This is a genomic window from Streptomyces sp. NPDC090108 (assembly GCF_044747185.1).
In the GTDB taxonomy this organism is placed as follows: domain Bacteria; phylum Actinomycetota; class Actinomycetes; order Streptomycetales; family Streptomycetaceae; genus Streptomyces.
The window spans coordinates 14,300-32,998 of record NZ_JBIVDQ010000013.1; the positions used below are offsets into that span (position 1 = coordinate 14,300).

The following is an 18,699-nucleotide window of genomic DNA, read 5'->3' on the forward strand; positions in this document are numbered from 1 at the left end:
TGGGGGCAGTCATGGAGCACGCACGGCTCAGTCATGTCCACCTTTACGTGGGCGACGCCTGCCAGGCGGCCTACTACTACGCGGGCGCCTTCGGTTTCCGGCCGGTCGCGGAGTCGCCTTCGGGCCGGTCCACCCACACGGTGCTGCTGGCCCAGGGCCACATCCGCCTGATGCTCACCTCGGCCACCGACGCCGCCGACCCGGTCGCCCGCTACGTGGCCGCGCACGGCGACGGCGTGGCCGACATCGCGATCGCCGTGCCCGACGTCGCGCAGACCTTCCGCACCGCGGTGGCCAACGGCGCCGAACCGGTCATGGAGCCGGCGTCCCGCACCGGAGCGGGCGGCACCGTCCTGAGCGCCGCGGTACGCGGCTTCGGGGATGTCATGCACACGCTAATCGAAGAGGGTGCGCCGCTTCCCCACCCCGACCTGATCCCCGTCGGCGAAGGGCACCCCACACCCCCGGACGGCGAACTGCTCCGCGACATCGACCACTTCGCCGTGTGCGTCCCGGTCGGCGAGCTGGACAAGACGGTGAGCCGCTACCAGCAGATGTTCGGCTTCGAGGAGATCTTCTCCGAGTTCATCGAGGTGGGGCAGCAGGCCATGCAGTCCAAGGTGGTGAGCGACCCGGCCAGCGGCATCACGCTCACCATCCTGGAACCCGACGCCACGCACGACCCCGGCCAGATCGACGCGTTCCTGCAGTCCCACGGCGGAGCCGGAGTCCAGCACGTGGCCTTCGGGACCGGCGACATCAGGGAAGGCGTACGGCGCCTCGGCGGCCAGGGCGTCGAGTTCCTCAAGACGCCCGCCGCCTACTACGACCTGGTCGAGGACCGGGTCGGGGAACTCGGCGCCGAACTCCCCGACCTGCGGGCCAGGGGCATCCTCGCCGACCGCGACGAATGGGGCCTGCTGCTGCAGATATTCACCCGGTCCCCCTACGCCCGCAGGACACTGTTCCTGGAGCTGATCGAACGGCGCGGGGCACGCACCTTCGGCAGCGGCAACATCAAGGGACTCTACGAGGCGGTCGAGCGCGAGCAGAACCGCGAGGGAGCCACCGATGCGGGCTGAGCCGAGGCCCGGCCGCACGCCCGCGGTGACGCTCGGCGACTACGCCGAGGCCGCCCGCGCCGCACTCGACCCGGGAATCTGGGACTTCATCTGCGGAGGCGCCGGCGACGAACGCGCGGTCACCGCCAACACGGCGGCCTTCGAGGCGGTACGGCTCGCACCGCGGGTGCTGTCCGGGGCGGGCACCCCCGACCTCTCGGTACGCCTGTTCGGCCGGACCTGGGCGATGCCCGCCGCCGTCGCCCCCATGGCCCACCACACCATGGTCCACCCCGAGGGCGAGCTCGCCACCGTACGGGCCGCCGGCCGCCTCGGCGTCCCGACCGTGGTCAGCACGTTCGCCGGCCGCACCTTCGAGGAACTGGCGGCCGCCGCCACCGGCCCGCTGTGGCTGCAGCTGTACTGCTTCCGCGACCGCGGGCTGACCCGCGAACTGGTGGAGCGCGCCACCGCCGCGGGCTTCGAAGGACTGGTCCTCACCGTGGACGTGCCCCGGCTGGGCCGCCGCCACCGCGACACCCGCAACACCTTCCGCCTGCCCGGCCACGTACGGCCGGTGAACCTGCCGGCCTCCGACACCTACTCCTCGGCCGACGTCCACGCCCGCTCCGACCTCGACCCGGCGCTGGACTGGTCGGTCGTCGACCGGCTGCGCTCGGCCAGCCCACTGCCCCTGCTCCTCAAGGGAATCCTCACGCCCGCCGACGCGGCCCGGGCGGTCGGCGCCGGAGCCGACGGCATCATCGTCTCCAACCACGGCGGCCGCCAGCTGGACGCGGCCCCCGCCACGCTCCACGCGCTGCCGGCCGTCGCCCACGCCGTCGGCGGCCGCTGCCCCGTCCTCCTGGACGGCGGGGTGCGGGCCGGCCGCGACATCGCGGCCGCCGTCGCCCACGGCGCGGACGCCGTACTGGTCGGCCGGCCCGTGCTCCACGGGCTGGCCGCGGCCGGCGAGGAAGGCGCCGCGGACGTCCTCGGCATCCTCTCCGAGGAATTCGCCGACGTACTGCTGCAGACGGGCCGGCGCACCCCCGCCGACCTGGACGCCACGCTGCTGTTCGACACCACGCCGCCCACCACCTCCACCCCGGCGCGCCCGCCCGCCCCCGCCCCGGCCGTCCCGGCCCCGGCGGCTCCGGCGGCTCCGGCGGTCCCGGCCGACGCGGGCGGCGGAGTGCTGTCCAAGGCGGGACTGCACGCGAGCGTGTCCGAACCGGTGATGGACACGATGAACTTCCTCAACGAGATCACCATGCGCCACCCCGACGCGGTCTCCTTCGCACCGGGCAGGCCGCTGGAGGACTTCTTCGACACCGGGCAGCTGTTCCGGTGGCTGCGCCACTACATCGACCACCTGGCGGGCCTCGGCCGCACCGAGGAGCAGATCCGCACCACACTGTTCCAGTACGGCCCGACCGCCGGGGAGATCAGGGACCTGGTGGCCCGGACCCTCGCCGACGACGGCATCAGCGCGGACCCCGCCGACATCGTCGTCACGGTCGGGGCGCAGGAAGCCATGTTCCTCACGCTGCGCACCCTGTTCGCCTCCCCGCGGGACGTGCTGCTGGTCGCCAGCCCCTGCTACGTCGGCATCACCGGCGCGGCCCGCATGCTCGACATCGCCCTGGCCGAGATCCCGGAGGAGTCCGACGGACTGACCGCGGCGGCCCTCGAACGGGCGGTGGCGCAGATCGAGGCACGGGGGGACAGACCACGCGCCTGCTACGTCGTGCCCGACTACTCCAACCCCTCCGGCACCACCATGCCCCTGCAGGCACGCCACGACCTGCTGGCCGCCGCCGCCCGGCACGGCGTCCTCATCATGGAGGACAGCCCCTACCGCACGGTCGGCTCCGCCGAGCCGCTGCCACCGCTCAAGGCCCTCGACCCGGCACGATGCGTCGTCCACATCGGATCCTTCGCCAAGTCCGCCTTCCCCGGCGCCCGGCTCGGCTACCTGGTCGCCGACCAGGAGGTCGAGGACGGCGACGGCAAGCGCACCCGCCTCGCCGACGAGATCACCAAACTCAAGAGCATGCTCACCGTCAACACCCCGAGCCTGAGCCAGGCGGTGGTGGGCGGCCTGCTCCTGGAGTCGGACTTCGCCCTGCGGGAGCGGAACGCGGCGGCCGCCTCCGCCTACGACGCCAACCTGGCCGCGGTCCTCGACACACTGGGCCGGCTCTTCCCCGAGCGGGAACGGGCGGCGCACGGAGTCTCCTGGAACCACCCCGCGGGCGGCTTCTTCCTCGCCGTGACCGTCCCGTTCGCCGCCGACGACGCCGCACTCGCCGTCTCCGCCGAACAGTACGGCGTCATCTGGACCCCCATGCGCTACTTCCACCCGGGCGCCGGCGGCGAGCACGTCATCCGGCTGGCGTGGAGCTACCTCACACGGCAGCAGGCCGTCGAGGGCATCGAACGCCTCGCCGCCTTCGTCACCGACCACTCCCGGCACGTCCGCGTCTCCTGACCCCGGGGCCCGATCCGACGGCGGGGGACCGTCGCACGGACACGAGGGAGCATGATGCACTTCCGGATCCTCGGTTGCCTCCAGGTATGGGACGGCGACCAGCTGATCGACATCGCCGCCGACAAACAGCGGACCGTCCTCGCCGTCCTGCTCCTGCGGGCCGGCCAGACCGTCCCCGTCCACGAACTGGAGGACCAGGTCTGGGGCGACGCACCCCCCGCCAAAGCCAAGAACACCCTCCAGGCCTACGTCTACCGGCTCCGCCAGATCCTCAGGTTCGGCCCGGACACCGCACTGGTGACCGAAGCGGGCGGCTACCGCCTGAGGGTGCCCGACGGCGCACTCGACCTGCACCGCTTCGAGGAACTCACGGCCCGCGGCCGCGCGGCCATCAAGGCCGGACGCCTCGACGAAGGATTCACCGCCCTCCAGGCAGCCCTCGACCAGTGGCGGGGCCCCGCCTTCGCCGACGTGTCCGCCACCGCCCTCCAGGCCGACATCCAGCGCCTGGAGGACCAGCGCATCGCGGTCGCCGAGGACGCCGCCGAGGCCGCACTCGCACTCGGACGGCAGGCCACCATGGTGCAGCGGCTGGAGACCCTGGTCGCCTCCCACCCCTACCGCGAACGCCTCTGGGCACTGCTGATGGTGGCACTCTGCGGCACCGGCCGCAGAGCCGACGCACTCGCCGCGTACGGACGCCTGCGGGCCCGCCTGCGCGAAGACCTCGGCATCGAACCGGGACCCCAACTACGCCAGCTGCAAAGGGACATCCTGTCCGCGCGCGCCGTCGGCAGGACGGGAGACGCCGACGGCTTCTGGTTCGTGGGGGCCGCCACCGCACGGACCCGCCCCGGCACCGGCCAGGAACCGGCACGACTGGCCGCCGAACTGCCCCGCGACACCTCCACGTTCGTCGGCCGCCGCACCGAACTGGCCGAAGTCTGCGGCTGGTTCGCCGAAGAATGGACAGGACGGGTCGGAATGATCAGCGGCTCGGCCGGAGCCGGCAAGACGACCCTCGCCGTGCACGCGGCACACCGGCTCGCCCCCCGCTTCCCCGACGGCCAGTTCTACGCCAACCTGCACGAGGACGAGGACACCACGACGGGACCGGCCGAGATCCTCCGCCGCTGGCTCCCCATGCTGGGCGTCACCGCGGTACCCCGCGGCATCGAGGAATCGGCCGCCCTGTTCCGCTCCGCCCTGGCCACCCGCCGCGTGCTGGTCGTCGTCGACGGCGCGGCCGGCCTCGGCCACGTCAGCCCGCTGCTGCCCGGAGCCGGCAACTCCGCCGCACTGGTCACCGGCAGACGCGCCCTCACCATGATCGACGGCTCCACGCACCTCACCCTGCGCGTCCCGGACGACGAGGAAGCCCTGGACCTGCTGCGCCGCACCGCCGGACCCGAACGGATCGACGCGGAACTCATGGCCGCACGCACCGTCGTCCACCTCTGCGAGAACCTGCCGCTCGCCATTCGCATCGTGGCGGCACGACTGGCCGCCCGGCCCGAACTCTCCCTCAAGAGCATGGCCGGCCAGCTCTCCGACGAACAACGGCGCCTCGACGAACTCGCCTTCGGCGGACTGACCCTGCGCGCCCGCATCCGCGCGGCCTACGACCGGCTGCTGCCCGCGGACGCCAGAACGATGTTCCGCACACTCGGCGACTGGCCCCAGGTCGACTCCACCGGCGCCGCCGCCCCCATGATCGCCGCACGCACCGGACTCACCCCCGCCCGGGTACGCGCCGCCCTCCACACCCTCGCCGACGTCCACCTCCTGCTGGCACAACGGGACGGCCGCTACCGGATGCCCACCCTGGTCCGCCTCGTCGCGGCCGAACTGACCCCCGAACCCGGAACCGTGAGACGGCTGCCCGCAGCCGGCACCGACGGAGCGTGAACGCGTCAACGCCGCACCAGCGGGCCGTCAGCGCCGCGCCAGAGCCGCCGACCAGGCTGGGCACCGCGGTCCGCTGCCGGGCCGCAGGGAGGTGGACCCGCCAGCCATGACCAGCGCCCATGACCACCCGAACGGCATGGACACCCTGCACGGCCTGTTCGAACGCCAGGCCGCGGCGACCCCGGAGGCGGCCGCGGTCGTCCAGGAAGGCACCGTCCTCACCTACGCCGAACTCGACGAGGCGGCCCGCCGCCTCGCCGCACGGCTGCGCGCGCACGGCGCCCGCCGGGGCGCCGGCGTCGGCATCCTCCTCGACCGCTCTCCCGAACTCGTCGTCGCCCTGCTCGCGGTGCTCAAGTCCGGCGCCGCCTACATCGGACTGGAGACGGCCCACCCGCCCCGCCGGCTCGGCGTCATGCTCGACGACGCCGGCGCCGCCCTCGTCGTCACCCGCACCGACCTCGCCGGCCGGCTGCCCGCCGACGCCTGCCCGGCGGTACTGGTCGACGACCACACCGGCCACCCGCCCGCCGGCACCCCCCACCCCACGCCCGTACGCCCCGCCGACCTGGCCTACATCATGTACACCTCCGGATCGACCGGACGCCCCAAGGGCGTCATGGTCGAACACCGGTGCGTGACCGCCTTCCTCGCCGGGATCGGCAGCCGCGTCCGCCTCGGCCCGCGCACCCGCACCCTGCAGTTCGCCGGGATCACCTTCGACGCGACCATCGGAGAGATCTTCGGACCACTGGCCAACGGAGGCACGGTGGTCCTCCTGCCACCGGACGCCGACCTGGTCGGCCCCGGACTGGCCCGCCTGCTCGAACAGCAGCGGATCACCACCGCGTTCCTGCCGCCCTCGGTCCTCGCCGTACTCCCGGACACCGAACTGCCCGACCTGCGCACCCTGGTGGTCGGCGGCGAAGCCGTCCCCACCGACGTCGCCGAACGCTGGGGACGGGGACGCGACCTCCACGTCGCCTACGGCCCCACCGAGACCACCCTGATCGCCACCACCAGCGACCGCCGGCTCCCCGACCGGCCGCCGCCCATCGGCCACCCGCTCCCCGGCGTCCAGGCCCACGTCCTCGACACCGACCTCTGGCCGGTCGCACCCGGAACCGTGGGAGAGCTCTACCTGGGCGGCCCGACCGTGAGCCGCGGCTACCTGGGCCAGCCCGCGCTGACCGCCGACCTCTTCGTCCCGCACCCCTTCGCCGAACAGCCCGGCGCCCGCCTCTACCGCACCGGCGACCTCGCACGCGTACTGCCCGACGGCCAGCTCGAGTTCGCCGGCCGGACCGACGACCAGGTCAAGATCCGCGGCGTCCGGATCGAACCCGCCGAGGTGGAACGGGTGATCTCCGCCCTCCCCGGCGTCCGCCAGTGCGCCGTCACCGCCCGCGGCGACGGCGCCGACGCCCGGCTCGTCGCCTTCGTCTGCGGCACCGGCCTCTCCGCCGCCCGGCTCCGCCGCGAAGCCGCCACCGCGCTGCCGCCGACCATGGTCCCCTCCCTGTTCGTACCGCTCGCGGCACTGCCCATGCAGACACACGGCGGCAAGGTCGACCGCGCCGTGCTGCGCACCCTGGAACTCAGCCCCCGCCCCGACAGCACCCCCTACGAAGAACCCGCGGACGACCTCGAACGCACCCTGGCCGCCATCTGGGAGGACGTCCTCGGCGTCCGCCCCGTCGGCCGGGCCGACGGCTTCACCCGGCTGGGCGGCAGCTCCCTGCAGGCCGCCCGCGTCCTCACGAGGATCGCCGCCGACCTCGGAGCCCGCCCGACCCTGCGCGCATTCCACGCGGCCGAGTCACTCGCCGATGTCGCCCGCCTCGTCCGCGCCGGAGACCCCGCACCCACCTCCCTCCCCGAAATCACCCCCACGGACACACCCCCCGTCCCCGCACCCGGACAGCGCCGGCTCTGGTTCCTGTCCCACCTCAACCCCGCCGCCGCCCCCGCCTACAACGTGCCCTCCGCACTGCGGCTGCACGGCCCCCTCGACACGGCCGCCCTCGACCGCGCCCTCGCCGCCCTCGCCGACCGCCACGACGCACTGCGCTCCGCCTTCACCCTCACCGACGGCGACCTGACCGTGTCCCGGGCCACCCCGGACCGCACCGCACTGCACCTCGTCGACGCCACCGGACGCCCACCCGAAGAGGTGCTCGCCCAGGCCGCGGCCGAGAGCGCACGCCCCTTCGACCTCACCCGCGGCACCCCGCTCGTGCGGGCCACCCTCTACGCGTGCGCACCGGACGACCACCTGCTCGTGACGGTCATGCACCACCTCGTCACCGACGGATGGTCGCAGAACGTCCTCGACCGCGATCTCGCCCTGCTCTACGCCCGGGAGACCGGAACCGGCCCCGACCTCCCCGCGCCCGCCCTGCGGTACGCCGACTTCGCACACTGGCACCACACCCTCACCCGCTCCGGCGCACTGGAGTCCGGCCTCGCCTACTGGAGCGAGACACTCAGCGGCGCCCCCACCCGCATCGACCTGCCCGCGGACCGGCCCCGGCCACCCGTCCAGACCCACACCGGCGGCCGGGTCACCACGACACTGCCCGCGGACCGGGCAGCCGCCGTCGCCGCCCTGGCCGCCGCCGAGAACGCCACCCCGTTCGCCGTCCACCTCGCCGCGTTCGGCGCACTGCTGCGCTTCGCCGGCGCCGGCGACGACATGGTGATAGCCACGCCCACGGCCGGCCGGCCGGCCCTGGAGACCGAGGACCTGGCCGGCTTCTTCACCAACACCGTGCCGCTGCGCCTGCGCCCCGACGCCCGGCGGACCTTCCGCTCCTTCCTCCGCGAGGCCAGAGACCTCACGATGGACGCCCACGAGCACCAGTACGTCCCCCTCGACGCCGTCGTCGCCCGGATCGCACCCGACCGCGACCTGTCCCGGCAGCCGATCGCCCAGGTGGCCCTCGCCTACCAGGGACCCCTGCGGCCGCAGGCCGCACTGCCGGGACTCGACGCCGAACCCGTCGCCCTCGACAACGGCACCGCGAAATTCGACCTCACCCTCGAGATCGACGAACTGCCCCAGGGCATCCGCGTCACCGCCGAATACAGCGCCGACCTCTTCGAACGCGACACCGCCCAGCGCCTCCTGGACTGGTACACCCGCCTCCTGGACGCGGCCCTCGCCGACCCCGGCGCCCCACTGGGCACCCTGCGGCCCGCCACCGACGCCGAACACGCGGTGATCCTCCCCGCCGGCCCGCCCGGCCCCGACGCCTGCCTGCACGAACTCTTCTCCGCCCAGGCCGCCCGCACCCCCGACCGGGTCGCCGTCAGCGACGACCGGACCCGCCTCACCTACCGCGAGCTGGACCTGGCGTCCAACCGGCTGGCCCACCGCCTGCGCGCCCGCGGCGCACGGCCGGAGACCCTGGTCGGCATCTGCCTGGACCGCGGGACCGACACCGCCGTCGCGATCCTCGCCGTGCTCAAGTCGGGCGCCGGCTACCTGCCGCTCGACCCCGGCTACCCCCCGGACCGCCTCGCGCTCACCGTCGAGGACTCCGGCTGCCGCACCGTCGTCGGACACCGCCGCCACACGGACCTGATACCGGGAGCGGACTTCGTCGACGTCACCGACGCCCACGACACCACCGCGCCGGACACCCCGCCCGACGGCGGCGCCGGCCCCCACAACACCGCCTACGTCATCTACACCTCCGGCTCCACCGGACGCCCCAAGGGCGTCATGGTGACGCACGCCAACGTGTCCCGGCTCTTCACCGCCACCGCCGCGGACCTCGCCTTCGGCCCCCACGACACCTGGTCGGTGTTCCACTCCTTCGCCTTCGACTTCTCCGTGTGGGAACTGTGGGGAGCCCTGCTGCACGGCGGCCGCGCCGTCGTCGTCCCCTACGCCCTGAGCAGGGACCCCGAAGCCTTCTGGGACCTGCTCAGGAACGAGCGCGTCACCGTCCTCAGCCAGACCCCGTCGGCCTTCCGGCAACTCGCCGCGGCCGCCGCCGACCGCGGCCACCCGCCGACGGACCTGCGCCTGGTCGTCTTCGGCGGCGAAGCACTCGAACCCGCCGCACTGCGCGACTGGCTGGCCCACTACGGCGAGCACACCCCCCGCCTCGTCAACATGTACGGAATCACCGAGACGACCGTCCACGTGACCTCCCGGCCCCTGACCGCCGCGGACGCCGAGGCGGCCGCCAGCCCCATCGGCCGCCCGCTCGCCGACCTCGGACTGGCCCTCCTCGACGCCGACCTCCAGCCCGTCCCGGTCGGAGTCCAGGGCGAGCTGTACGTCAGCGGCGCCGGCGTCTCCCGCGGCTACCTGGGCCGCCCCGCGCTCACCGCGCAGCGGTTCCTGCCCGACCCCTTCACCGGCACCGGCGCCCGCATGTACCGCACCGGCGACCTCGCGGTGCTCCGCCCCGACGGCGAACTCGTGTTCTGCGGCCGCGCCGACCAGCAGGTGCAACTGCGCGGCTTCCGGATCGAACCCGGCGAGATCGAGGCGACCCTGCTCGCCGAGCCGGAGGTCCGCTCGGCCGCCGTCGTGGTGCACGCCGACCGGGACGGGACACAACGGCTCGTCGGCTACGTCGTCCCCGCGCCCGGCACCCGGCCGGACGCCGCCGCGCTGCGCCGGCGCCTCGCCGGGCGGCTGCCCGCGCACATGGTGCCCGCCGCGCTGGTCGTCCTGGACAGGCTGCCGCTCACCGTGAACGGCAAACTCGACCGGGACGCGCTCCCCGCCCCGGACACCGGGCGGCAGGCGCCCGTGCGGACGGACGCCTCCGCCACCGCCACCCTGTCCGCCATCTGGGCCGACGTGCTCGGCGTCGAACAGGTCGGCGAGGACGCCGACTTCTTCGTGCTCGGCGGCGACTCCATGCACGCCGTCCAGGTCGTGGCCGCTTCACGGGCCGCCGGGCTGCCGATGACGGTCGCGGACCTCTTCACCCATCCGACGATCGCCGCACTGGTGGGCACCGTCCTCGGCGCGGGCGACCCCGCCCGCCCCGAGACCGGCGCGGCCGGCGCGGACGAGGAGCCGTCCGGCCGCCCCGCCGACCCATCGGCGGGCCACCCGGCCGGCGGCCCGGAGGACGGCCTGACCGACACCTACCCCGCCGCGACGCTGCAGACCGGGATCATCTACGAGTACGAGATCCGCGACGACCCCACCCTCTACCACGACCTGAGCACCGTCCGCCTCGCCGGGCCGCTCGACCCCGCGGCACTCGGCGACGCACTGGACGACGTCTCGGCCCGGCACGACCTGCTGCGCGCCTCGTTCGACCTGCTGCACGACGACGGGCCGCTCCTGCGGGTGCACCAGGAGGCACCCGTCCCGCTGACCGTGGTCCAGGCACCGGTCGGGCCGGCGGGCGATCACGCGGCGGCCGTGCGCGAGTGGTGGACGCCGAACTGGCACGCGTGGTTCGACCTGAGCCGGCCTCCGCTGGCCCGGTGCCACGCGCTGGACCACGGCGACGGCTCATGGACGCTGGCCCTGTCCGTCCACCACGCGGTGATGGACGGATGGAGCCTCGCCGTCTTCCTCACCGAGGTCGTACGGGCCTACGACCTCCGCTCGTCCGGGACGGACGCGGGCACCGCGCAGCCGTCGCCGACCGGCGGCTACCGCGACTTCGTGGCCCTCGAACAGCGGACCGCGACCGATCCCGGCGCCGCCGAGTTCTTCAAGACGATGCTGAAGGGACACCGGCCCGCACCGGCCGCCCCGGCGGCACCCGTGGGGGAGGAGCCGTCCGTGCGGACCCCGCCGGCCGGCCCCGACGTCGACGTCCGGCGCGCCCTCGACCCCGCCATGCTGCAACGCGCCCGGGCGGCCGCCGCGCGACTGGCCGTGCCGGTCAAGAGCGTCTTCCTCGCCGCGCACCTGCGGGCCCTGGCCGAACTGACCGGCTCCGGCGACGTCGTGACCGGTCTGACCGTCAACGGCCGCGCCGAGAAGGACGGCGCGGACCGGATGATCGGCATGTTCGTCAACAGCGTGCCGCTGCGCGTGGACACCACGCACGCGGCGGGCTTCGGCGAGGTGGTCGCCGCGGCCTGGGCCGCGGAACGCGGCATCACCCCCTACCGGAGGTTCCCGCTGGCCGCCCTGCGGGGCGCCCTCGGCTCCGCGCCGTTCGACGTCCTGTTCAACTACGCCGACTTCCACGCCTACGACCCCCTCGCCGGCCTCCGGCACGTCCGGCCGCTGGAGTTCTGGTACTCGGACCGCAACGACTTCCCCATGACCGTCACCGTCGCGCGGCGGCCGCTCTCGGAGCGACGGGAGCTGATGGTCCGGGTGCGGCCGGACCTCGCCCGCGACGGGCTCGCCGGCCGCATGGCCGATCTCATGCTCGCGGCTGTCGCCGACGGCGTCGCGGACCTCGAAGGACGGACGCTGCGATGACCAAGGACCTCGGCGAACTGCTCGACGGGCTCACCCCGCAGCAGCGCAGACTGCTCCAAGCCCGACTCGCCCAGCAGGGCGCCACCACCCCCGCGACGGCCGCCCCCGCGCCGGCCGCCCCTGCATCCGCAGCCCCCGCGCCGGCGGACGCCGCGCCCGCCCCCGGGACCGGCGGCACACAAGCACTGCCCCTGTCACCCGCACAGGAACGGCTGTGGCTGGCCGACCAGCTCTCACCCGGCCGGTCGGTACCCGTCACGTTCGCGGTCCGGCTCACCGGCCCGCTGGACCCCTCCGTCCTGCACGCGGCCGTCGGGGACGTCGTCACCCGCCAGTCCGCGCTGCGCACCGTCTTCCGCAGGACACCCGACGGACCCCGCCAGAGCGTCCTCGACACGTTCCTGCCACCCCTGCCCGTGATCGCCGTGGAAGCGGCGACGGGAGAGCCGGCCGCAGCGCACTCCCCGGCCCTCGCACGGCTGATCGCCGAACGGACCCGGCCGGTGTTCGACCTCGCCGCCGCCCCTCCGCTGGCCCTCACCCTGTTCCGCCTGCGCCCCGACGAGCACCTGCTGCTGGTCTGCGCCCACCACATCGTCACCGACGGCTGGTCCACCGAGGTCCTCCTCGGCGACCTCGTCGCCTGCTACGCCCGCCGCAACGGCAAGGACGCCGGACTCCCCGCACTCCGGCTGCGGTTCGCCGACCACGCCGCGGCCGAACGGGAGGCCGCCACCGACGGACGCCTCGCCCCGCAGTTCGCCTACTGGCGCGAGCGGCTGGCCGGCGCCCCGGCCCTCTCGACCGTCCCCGAGGACCACCCCCGCCCCGCCCTGCCGAGCGGACGGGGCGCCCACACCCCGTTCGCCCTCGCCGCCGACGTCACCGACCGCCTCGCGACGGTGGCCCGGCGGGCCGGAGTCACCCTCAACAACGTCGTCAACGCGGCCTTCGCGGCCCTGCTCCAACAGGCCACCGGACAGGACGACATCCTCTTCGGCACCCCGGTCGCACGACGGAGCCGCACCGAACTCGAACCGCTCGTCGGCTGCTTCGCCGACACGCTCGTGACCCGGGTCGACCTCTCCGGCAACCCCTCCGGCGACGAACTGATGCGCCGCGTCCAGCGATCGGCCGCCGCCGCCGCGGCACACCAGGACGTCCCCTTCTCCCAACTCGTGCGCGAACTCGCCCCCACCCGGCGCCCCGCCTACAACCCGCTGTTCCAGATCATGCTCAGCGTCAGCGAGATCGGCTCGGCCGCACCCCGCGAGGCGGCCGGCGTCACCTTCACACCCGAACGCGTCGAGACCGGCACCACCGACTTCGACATGTTCCTCACCCTGCGCCGCACGGCCGGCGGACTGACCGGCCACCTCGGATACAGCACCGACCTCTACCTGGCCGAGACCGCCCGGCACATCGCCGACGACCTGGCCACCGTACTGACCGCGCTCGCCCGGACCCCGGACAGGCCGATCGCCGAACTGGTCCCGGTGCGCCGCCGCACCGTCCACGTCGCCGCCTCGTTCACGGCCGAACCCATGGGCGAGACCATGCGGTTCTGGTCCGGGTACTCCCGCGTGCCGTTCCACACCCGCTTCGCCCCCTACGGCCAGCTCCTCCAGCAACTCCTCGGCGGCGACGCCGGCGACGGCCAGATCGTCCTGCTGCGCTGGGAGGACTGGTCCCGCCACCGGCACGACATCCCCCCGCAGGACCACCTCACCCAGGTCGCCGACGAACTGCTCACCGCCGTCGCCTCCTTCCGCTCCCGCACCGCCACACCCCTGCTGATCATGGTCTGCCCGTCCCGCGAGGGCACCGGCTCCGACGCGGCCGACGAACGCCTCGCCCGGGGCCTGGCCACCGTGCCCGGCGTCGAAGTGACCTGGCCCGAGGAGTTCGCCGCCGGGCTCGGCGTCACCGAGACCGCCGACCCCGCCGCCGACGCGTTCGGACACGTCCCCTACACCGAGGAGTTCTTCGCCGCGCTCGCGACGCTCGCCGTCCGGCGGCTGCACGCCGCCTGGCGCACCGCGCCGCCCGGGCCCGGACGCGCCGCCCACACCGCGGCCCGGCTCGCCACCGCCGCGCAGATCCTCACCTCGGTGAGACGCCCCGCGGAGCCCGCCGCGGAAGCGGACCCGGAGCAGTACGTGCCACCGCGCACGGAGACCGAGAAGCGGCTGGCGGCCCTGTGGGCCGACCAGCTCGACACCGACGCCGTCGGCACCCACAGCAACTTCTTCGCCCTCGGCGGGCACTCACTGCTGGCCACCCGCGTACTGGCCCAGGTGCAGCGGGAGTTCGGCGTGACCGTGCCCTTCCACGAGTTCTACGCCGACCCCGTGATCACGACGCAGGCCCGCGCCATCGACCGGGCCCGCTCCTCCCAGGACGAGGCCGCGCCGCAGCCCGGCGGCCACCCGGCGGTCGTCCCGGCACCCCGCGACCGGCCCGTCGAGCCGACCCCGACCCAGCGGCGGATGTGGGCGCTCGCCCAGCTCGGCACCACCTCCGCGGCGGTCACCTTCGCGGCGACCCTGACCGGACCGCTCGACGAGGCGGCGCTGCGCGCGGCCGTGGACGACGTCGTCGGGCGGCACGAGGGCCTGCGCACCACCTTCGGCACCGAACAGGACCGCCCCGTCCTCACCGTCCACGACCGGCTCGACTGCTGGTGGCCCACCGCCCGCACCGACGACCTCACCGGCCGCCCGGACGAACCGGCCGCCGCGATCCGCGCGCACGCCGCACACCCCTACGACCTGCGGACGGGACCGCTGCTGCGGGTACGGCTCCTCAAGGACGGCCCCGAGCGCCACCACCTGCTGATCGGCATGCACCACATCGCCTGCGACGACGGATCCTGGCACCTCCTCCTCACCGACCTCTCCGCCGCCTACCGGGCCCGGCTCGGCCTGGCCGAGCCGCTGCCCCCGCTGCCCGTCCAGATGACCGACTACGCGGTGTGGGAGAACGACCGGCTGGCCGGCGAGACCGCCCGCGCCGACTCCGCCTACTGGGCCGACCGCCTGCGCGACGCCCCGCCACGGCTCGAACTGGCCCGCGCCCACGACCCCCACGACCCCCACGACCCCCACGACCCCCACGACGCAGTCCCGGCCCGGGCCGCCGGCACCTCCACCCGGCCGCTGCGCGGCGACCTGGGCGCCCGCGCCGAGGAACTCGCCCGCCTGTGCGGCGTCAGCACGTTCGTCGTCCTGCTCACCGCCTACGCGCTGGTGCTGGGCGAGGAGAGCCGGCGGGGAGACATCGTGCTCGGCGTGCCCTCGGGCGGCCGGGACCGCCCCGAACTGCAGGGCCTGATCGGCCGCTTCGCCAACCTGCTGCCCCTGCGCCTGGACCTGTCGGGCGCCCCGACCGCACGGGCCCTGCTGCGCCGCGTCCACGAGACCGTGCTGAGCGCGCAACGGCACCGCGGCGTGCCCTTCGCCCGCATCGTCGAGGAGGTCCGCCCCCCACGCACCCCCTCGCACCACCCCGTCTTCCAGCACGCCCTCAACGTGGTCGACGAACCCTCCCTCGGCCTCGACCTGCCGCGGATCACCGTGGAGACGCACGACGTACCCGCGACGCCCACCGCGTTCGAACTCTTCCTCCACCTGCGCCGAAGGCGGGACGGAGCACTGGAGGCGGACGTCGAGTACGACACCGCCCGACTCGACGGCGACGTGGTGGACGACCTCCTCTCCCGCTTCGAGTCGGTCCTCTCCCGGATGAGCGACGCACCCGACGGCGCCGTCCCCGGACCACCCCTGCCGGAACCCGCCCGCACCGGCCCGCCCACCACCGTGCCCAGGCTCGCCATCGCCACGACCCGCCCGGCCGGACCGATCCGCCAGGAGACCCAGCGGCTGCTGACCCGGTTCGACTCCCCGCCCGGCCTCACCGTCACCCCCCGCGTCTTCGCCACCCTCCTCGACCCCGCCGGCCCCTTCTGCGCCGGCCCCGACGGCATCGACGTGGTCGTGCTGCGCTGGGCCGACCTGGCCGGATCACCGCCGCCCGGACGGCTGGGCACCCTCGTGCGCCGCCTGGACGACGCGGTGAGCGACCTCGTGGCCGCGGTCAGGACCCACCGGTCCGGATCGAGCCGCCCGCTGGTGGTACTGACCCGCCCCTCGCAGGGCCTGCTCCCGCCCCGGCTGGAAGCCCGCCTCGACGCCCGCCTCCACGTGGAACTCGCCGCCGTCCCGGCGACCGAGGTACTGACCGGCCCCTCACCGCAGCCGGCCGCCGAGACGGCCGTACGACGGCTGCACCAGGCCTTCCGCGTCCCCCCGGTGCGGTGGGTGGTCACCACGGCGGCCGGCTGGACGCGGGCCGACCTGCTCCGGCTGGCCGCACTCCAGCACGCCCGCGGCCGGCGCCTCGCCGTCTGCGTACCGCCCGGCACCCCCGCACCGGACCGGATCGGCGACGGCCAAGCTGTCCGAATGATCAATGGTGACGTGGACACGGCGCTGGCTACGCTCACCGCCATGGACGGGACGGGAACAGCCGAGTACACGCTGCTCCTCCCCGAAGGGGACGACCCCTGGGCCGGCGTGCAGGAGCGGTGGGAACTGGACCCGCCGATGACGGCCCCCGACCGGGCACCGGCCGCGCCGCTGACCCTGAAGGAACAGACGGGCCGAGCCCCCCGCGACGAACGGGAACGGACACTGGCCCGCATCTGGGCCGGCCTGCTGCACCTGGACGTCGCCCGGATCGGCGTGCACGACGACTTCTTCGCCCTCGGCGGCGACTCGATGCTCGCCATCCAGGCCGCCCACCAGGCCCGCCGGGCCGGTCTCCCCATCACCCCCGGGCAGTTCACCGCCCGGCCGACGATCGCCGCACAGGCCGATCGTCACCGCCGGCCCGCCGCCGGCACGACCGAAGAACAACCCACAGAGGGAAAGGCATGATTCACCAGTGAAACGCGCCTCTGGTTTCACCGGGTTCACTGTGATGTGGGCCGGCCAGATCCTGTCGTCCGTCGGTACCCGGATGACCAACTTCGCCATCGGCGTCCGTGTCTACGAAGACACGCACTCGGCCCTGAACGTGACGCTGCTCTCGTTCGTCGCCTTCGGTGCGACCGTTCTCTTCTCCCCCTTCGCCGGGGCACTGATCGACCGGTGGAACCGCCGCGTCACGATCATCGCCTCCGACGTCGGCGCGGGAGTCGTGACCCTGCTGCTGCTCCTCGTCTACCTGTTCGGGGACCCACAGCTGTGGCAGCTGTACGCGGTGAACTTCCTGACCGGAGCGTTCCTCGCCTTCCAGGCCCCCGCCTACGGCGCCACGATCACCCTGATGATCGAGAAGGGCGGCTACACCCGGGCCAACGCGATGATGACGATGCTGCGGGCCGCCCCCTACGTCGTCGCCCCCGCCCTGGCCGCACCCCTGGTCGCGGCGATCGGGATCGCCCCGGTCCTCGCCGTCGACGCGGCCTCGTGCGCCCTGGCGGTCGCCGCGGTGTTCGCCGTCGTCCTGCCGCCCACCCCCGCCCGCGACCACACCACGGAACCCGCGGCCGGATTCCGGCGCGAGATCGGCACGGCCTTCTCCTACATCGCCCGCCGGCCACCCCTGGTCGGACTCCTGACCATCATGCTCTCGATCAGCTTCCTGTCCGCGTTCGGCTGGGTCCTCTTCCCGCCACTGGTCCTCGCCCGCACCGACGACTCCGCCAGCGCCCTCGGCGTCGTCCAGGCCGTCGGAGCGATCGGCGGCACCGGCGCGGGCATCTGGCTGGCCATGCTCAAACCCACCGACAAGAAGATCTTCCGCATGCTCGTCGCGATCCTCGTCCTGGCCGTACCGGGACGGATCTTCTTCGGCTTCGACGGCATCTGGATCTGGTCGATCGCCCTGTTCCTCGGCTGGGGAGCCCTCCCCTTCATCGACGGCTACAACCAGAGCATCTGGCAGGAGAAGACCCCGCCCCACCTCCAGGGACGCATCTTCGCCGCGGTCCAGATGACCGAGAACATCGCCAGCCCCCTCGCCTACCTCTCGGCCGGCGTCCTCGCCGACCAGGTCTTCGAACCGGCCATGCGCTCCCACGGCTGGCTCGCCTCCGTCTTCGGCCCCGTCACCGGCACCGGACCGGGAAGCGGCATCGCCGTCCTGTTCATCGTGTCCGGCCTGGCCGCCGTCGTCCTCGCCGTCATCGGCTTCCTCACCCCCACCATCCGCAACGCCGAGGCCCTCCTGCCGGACGGCGGCGGCGAGACCGTACCCCCCGCGCAGACGTCCACCGCGCACGCCACCTGAACCACCGCCTCAACCACCGCCTGAACCACCACCTGGAAGGAGACCCCCATGACCGACACCGGCTCGGCCGCCCCCGCCTACCGGGTGGTCGTCAACGACGAGGGCCAGCACTCCGTCTGGCCGGACCACAAGGAGAACCCCCCCGGCTGGCACGACGCCGGCAAGACGGCCGGCAAGGAGGAGTGCCTCGCCTACATCGAGGAGGTGTGGACGGACATGCGCCCACGGTCCGTCCGCGACCCAGCGCCCGACGCCACCCCGCTGGTCCGGCTCATCGCCGAGGTCCTGGAGACCGACCCCGCGGAGATCGACGACGAGGCCGGACCGGGCAGGTCCGGCGCCTGGACGAGCCTCAAGCACGTCCAGCTCGTCATCGCCCTGGAACACACCTTCGGCATAGCGCTGTCGCAGGCCGAGATCCGCGACCTGACCTCCGTCGCCGCGATCCGGGACACGCTGCGGGCCAAGAACGTGCTCGCCTGACCGCACGCGTCCGGCTCGCCCACCGCAGACACCGGGAG

The 18,699-nt window shown here is 74.1% G+C and carries 6 protein-coding genes and 2 pseudogenes; all 8 read left to right on the plus strand.

Annotation, left to right across the window (positions count from 1 at the left end; translation table 11 throughout):
• The first annotated feature begins 11 nt into the window (after positions 1-11).
• Positions 12-1,082: a 4-hydroxyphenylpyruvate dioxygenase gene (gene hppD / locus ACIPRD_RS32110; RefSeq protein WP_401568208.1), complete on the plus strand. Its 1,071-nt coding sequence runs from the start codon at positions 12-14 to the stop codon at positions 1,080-1,082.
• On the plus strand, positions 1,072-3,555 hold the full coding sequence (locus tag ACIPRD_RS32115; RefSeq protein ID WP_401568211.1) for an aminotransferase class I/II-fold pyridoxal phosphate-dependent enzyme: 2,484 nt from the start codon (positions 1,072-1,074) through the stop codon (positions 3,553-3,555). Before hppD ends, ACIPRD_RS32115 begins: the two co-directional genes overlap by 11 nt.
• A gap of 51 nt (positions 3,556-3,606) precedes the next feature.
• Positions 3,607-5,463 (plus strand): BTAD domain-containing putative transcriptional regulator, encoded by a 1,857-nt coding sequence (locus tag ACIPRD_RS32120; protein WP_401568214.1) that lies wholly within the window; start codon positions 3,607-3,609, stop codon positions 5,461-5,463.
• Between the two features lie 106 nt (positions 5,464-5,569).
• On the plus strand, positions 5,570-11,884 hold the full coding sequence (locus tag ACIPRD_RS32125; RefSeq protein ID WP_401568215.1) for an amino acid adenylation domain-containing protein: 6,315 nt from the start codon (positions 5,570-5,572) through the stop codon (positions 11,882-11,884).
• Positions 11,881-16,821 (plus strand): condensation domain-containing protein, encoded by a 4,941-nt coding sequence (locus ACIPRD_RS32130; protein WP_401568218.1) that lies wholly within the window; start codon positions 11,881-11,883, stop codon positions 16,819-16,821. Before ACIPRD_RS32125 ends, ACIPRD_RS32130 begins: the two co-directional genes overlap by 4 nt.
• Before the next feature lie 7 nt (positions 16,822-16,828).
• A complete protein-coding gene (locus ACIPRD_RS32135; RefSeq protein ID WP_356409663.1) occupies positions 16,829-18,178 on the plus strand; it encodes an MFS transporter in 1,350 nt (449 codons plus the stop codon).
• A 48-nt stretch (positions 18,179-18,226) separates the two neighbouring features.
• A pseudogene (locus ACIPRD_RS32140) lies at positions 18,227-18,433 on the plus strand (MbtH family protein); the annotation flags it as partial.
• A gap of 18 nt (positions 18,434-18,451) precedes the next feature.
• Positions 18,452-18,661, plus strand: a pseudogene (locus ACIPRD_RS32145) (acyl carrier protein); the annotation flags it as partial.
• Positions 18,662-18,699 lie beyond the last annotated feature (38 nt).

Excerpts from the sequence above, each read along its gene's own strand:
- ACIPRD_RS32115 (WP_401568211.1), top strand. The coding sequence starts at position 1,072 with ATGCGGGCTGAGCCGAGGCCCGGCCGCACGCCCGCGGTGACGCTCGGC.
- hppD (WP_401568208.1), top strand. The coding sequence starts at position 12 with ATGGAGCACGCACGGCTCAGTCATGTCCACCTTTACGTGGGCGACGCC.
- ACIPRD_RS32120 (WP_401568214.1), top strand. The coding sequence starts at position 3,607 with ATGATGCACTTCCGGATCCTCGGTTGCCTCCAGGTATGGGACGGCGAC.
- ACIPRD_RS32130 (WP_401568218.1), top strand. The coding sequence starts at position 11,881 with ATGACCAAGGACCTCGGCGAACTGCTCGACGGGCTCACCCCGCAGCAG.
- ACIPRD_RS32125 (WP_401568215.1), top strand. The coding sequence starts at position 5,570 with ATGACCAGCGCCCATGACCACCCGAACGGCATGGACACCCTGCACGGC.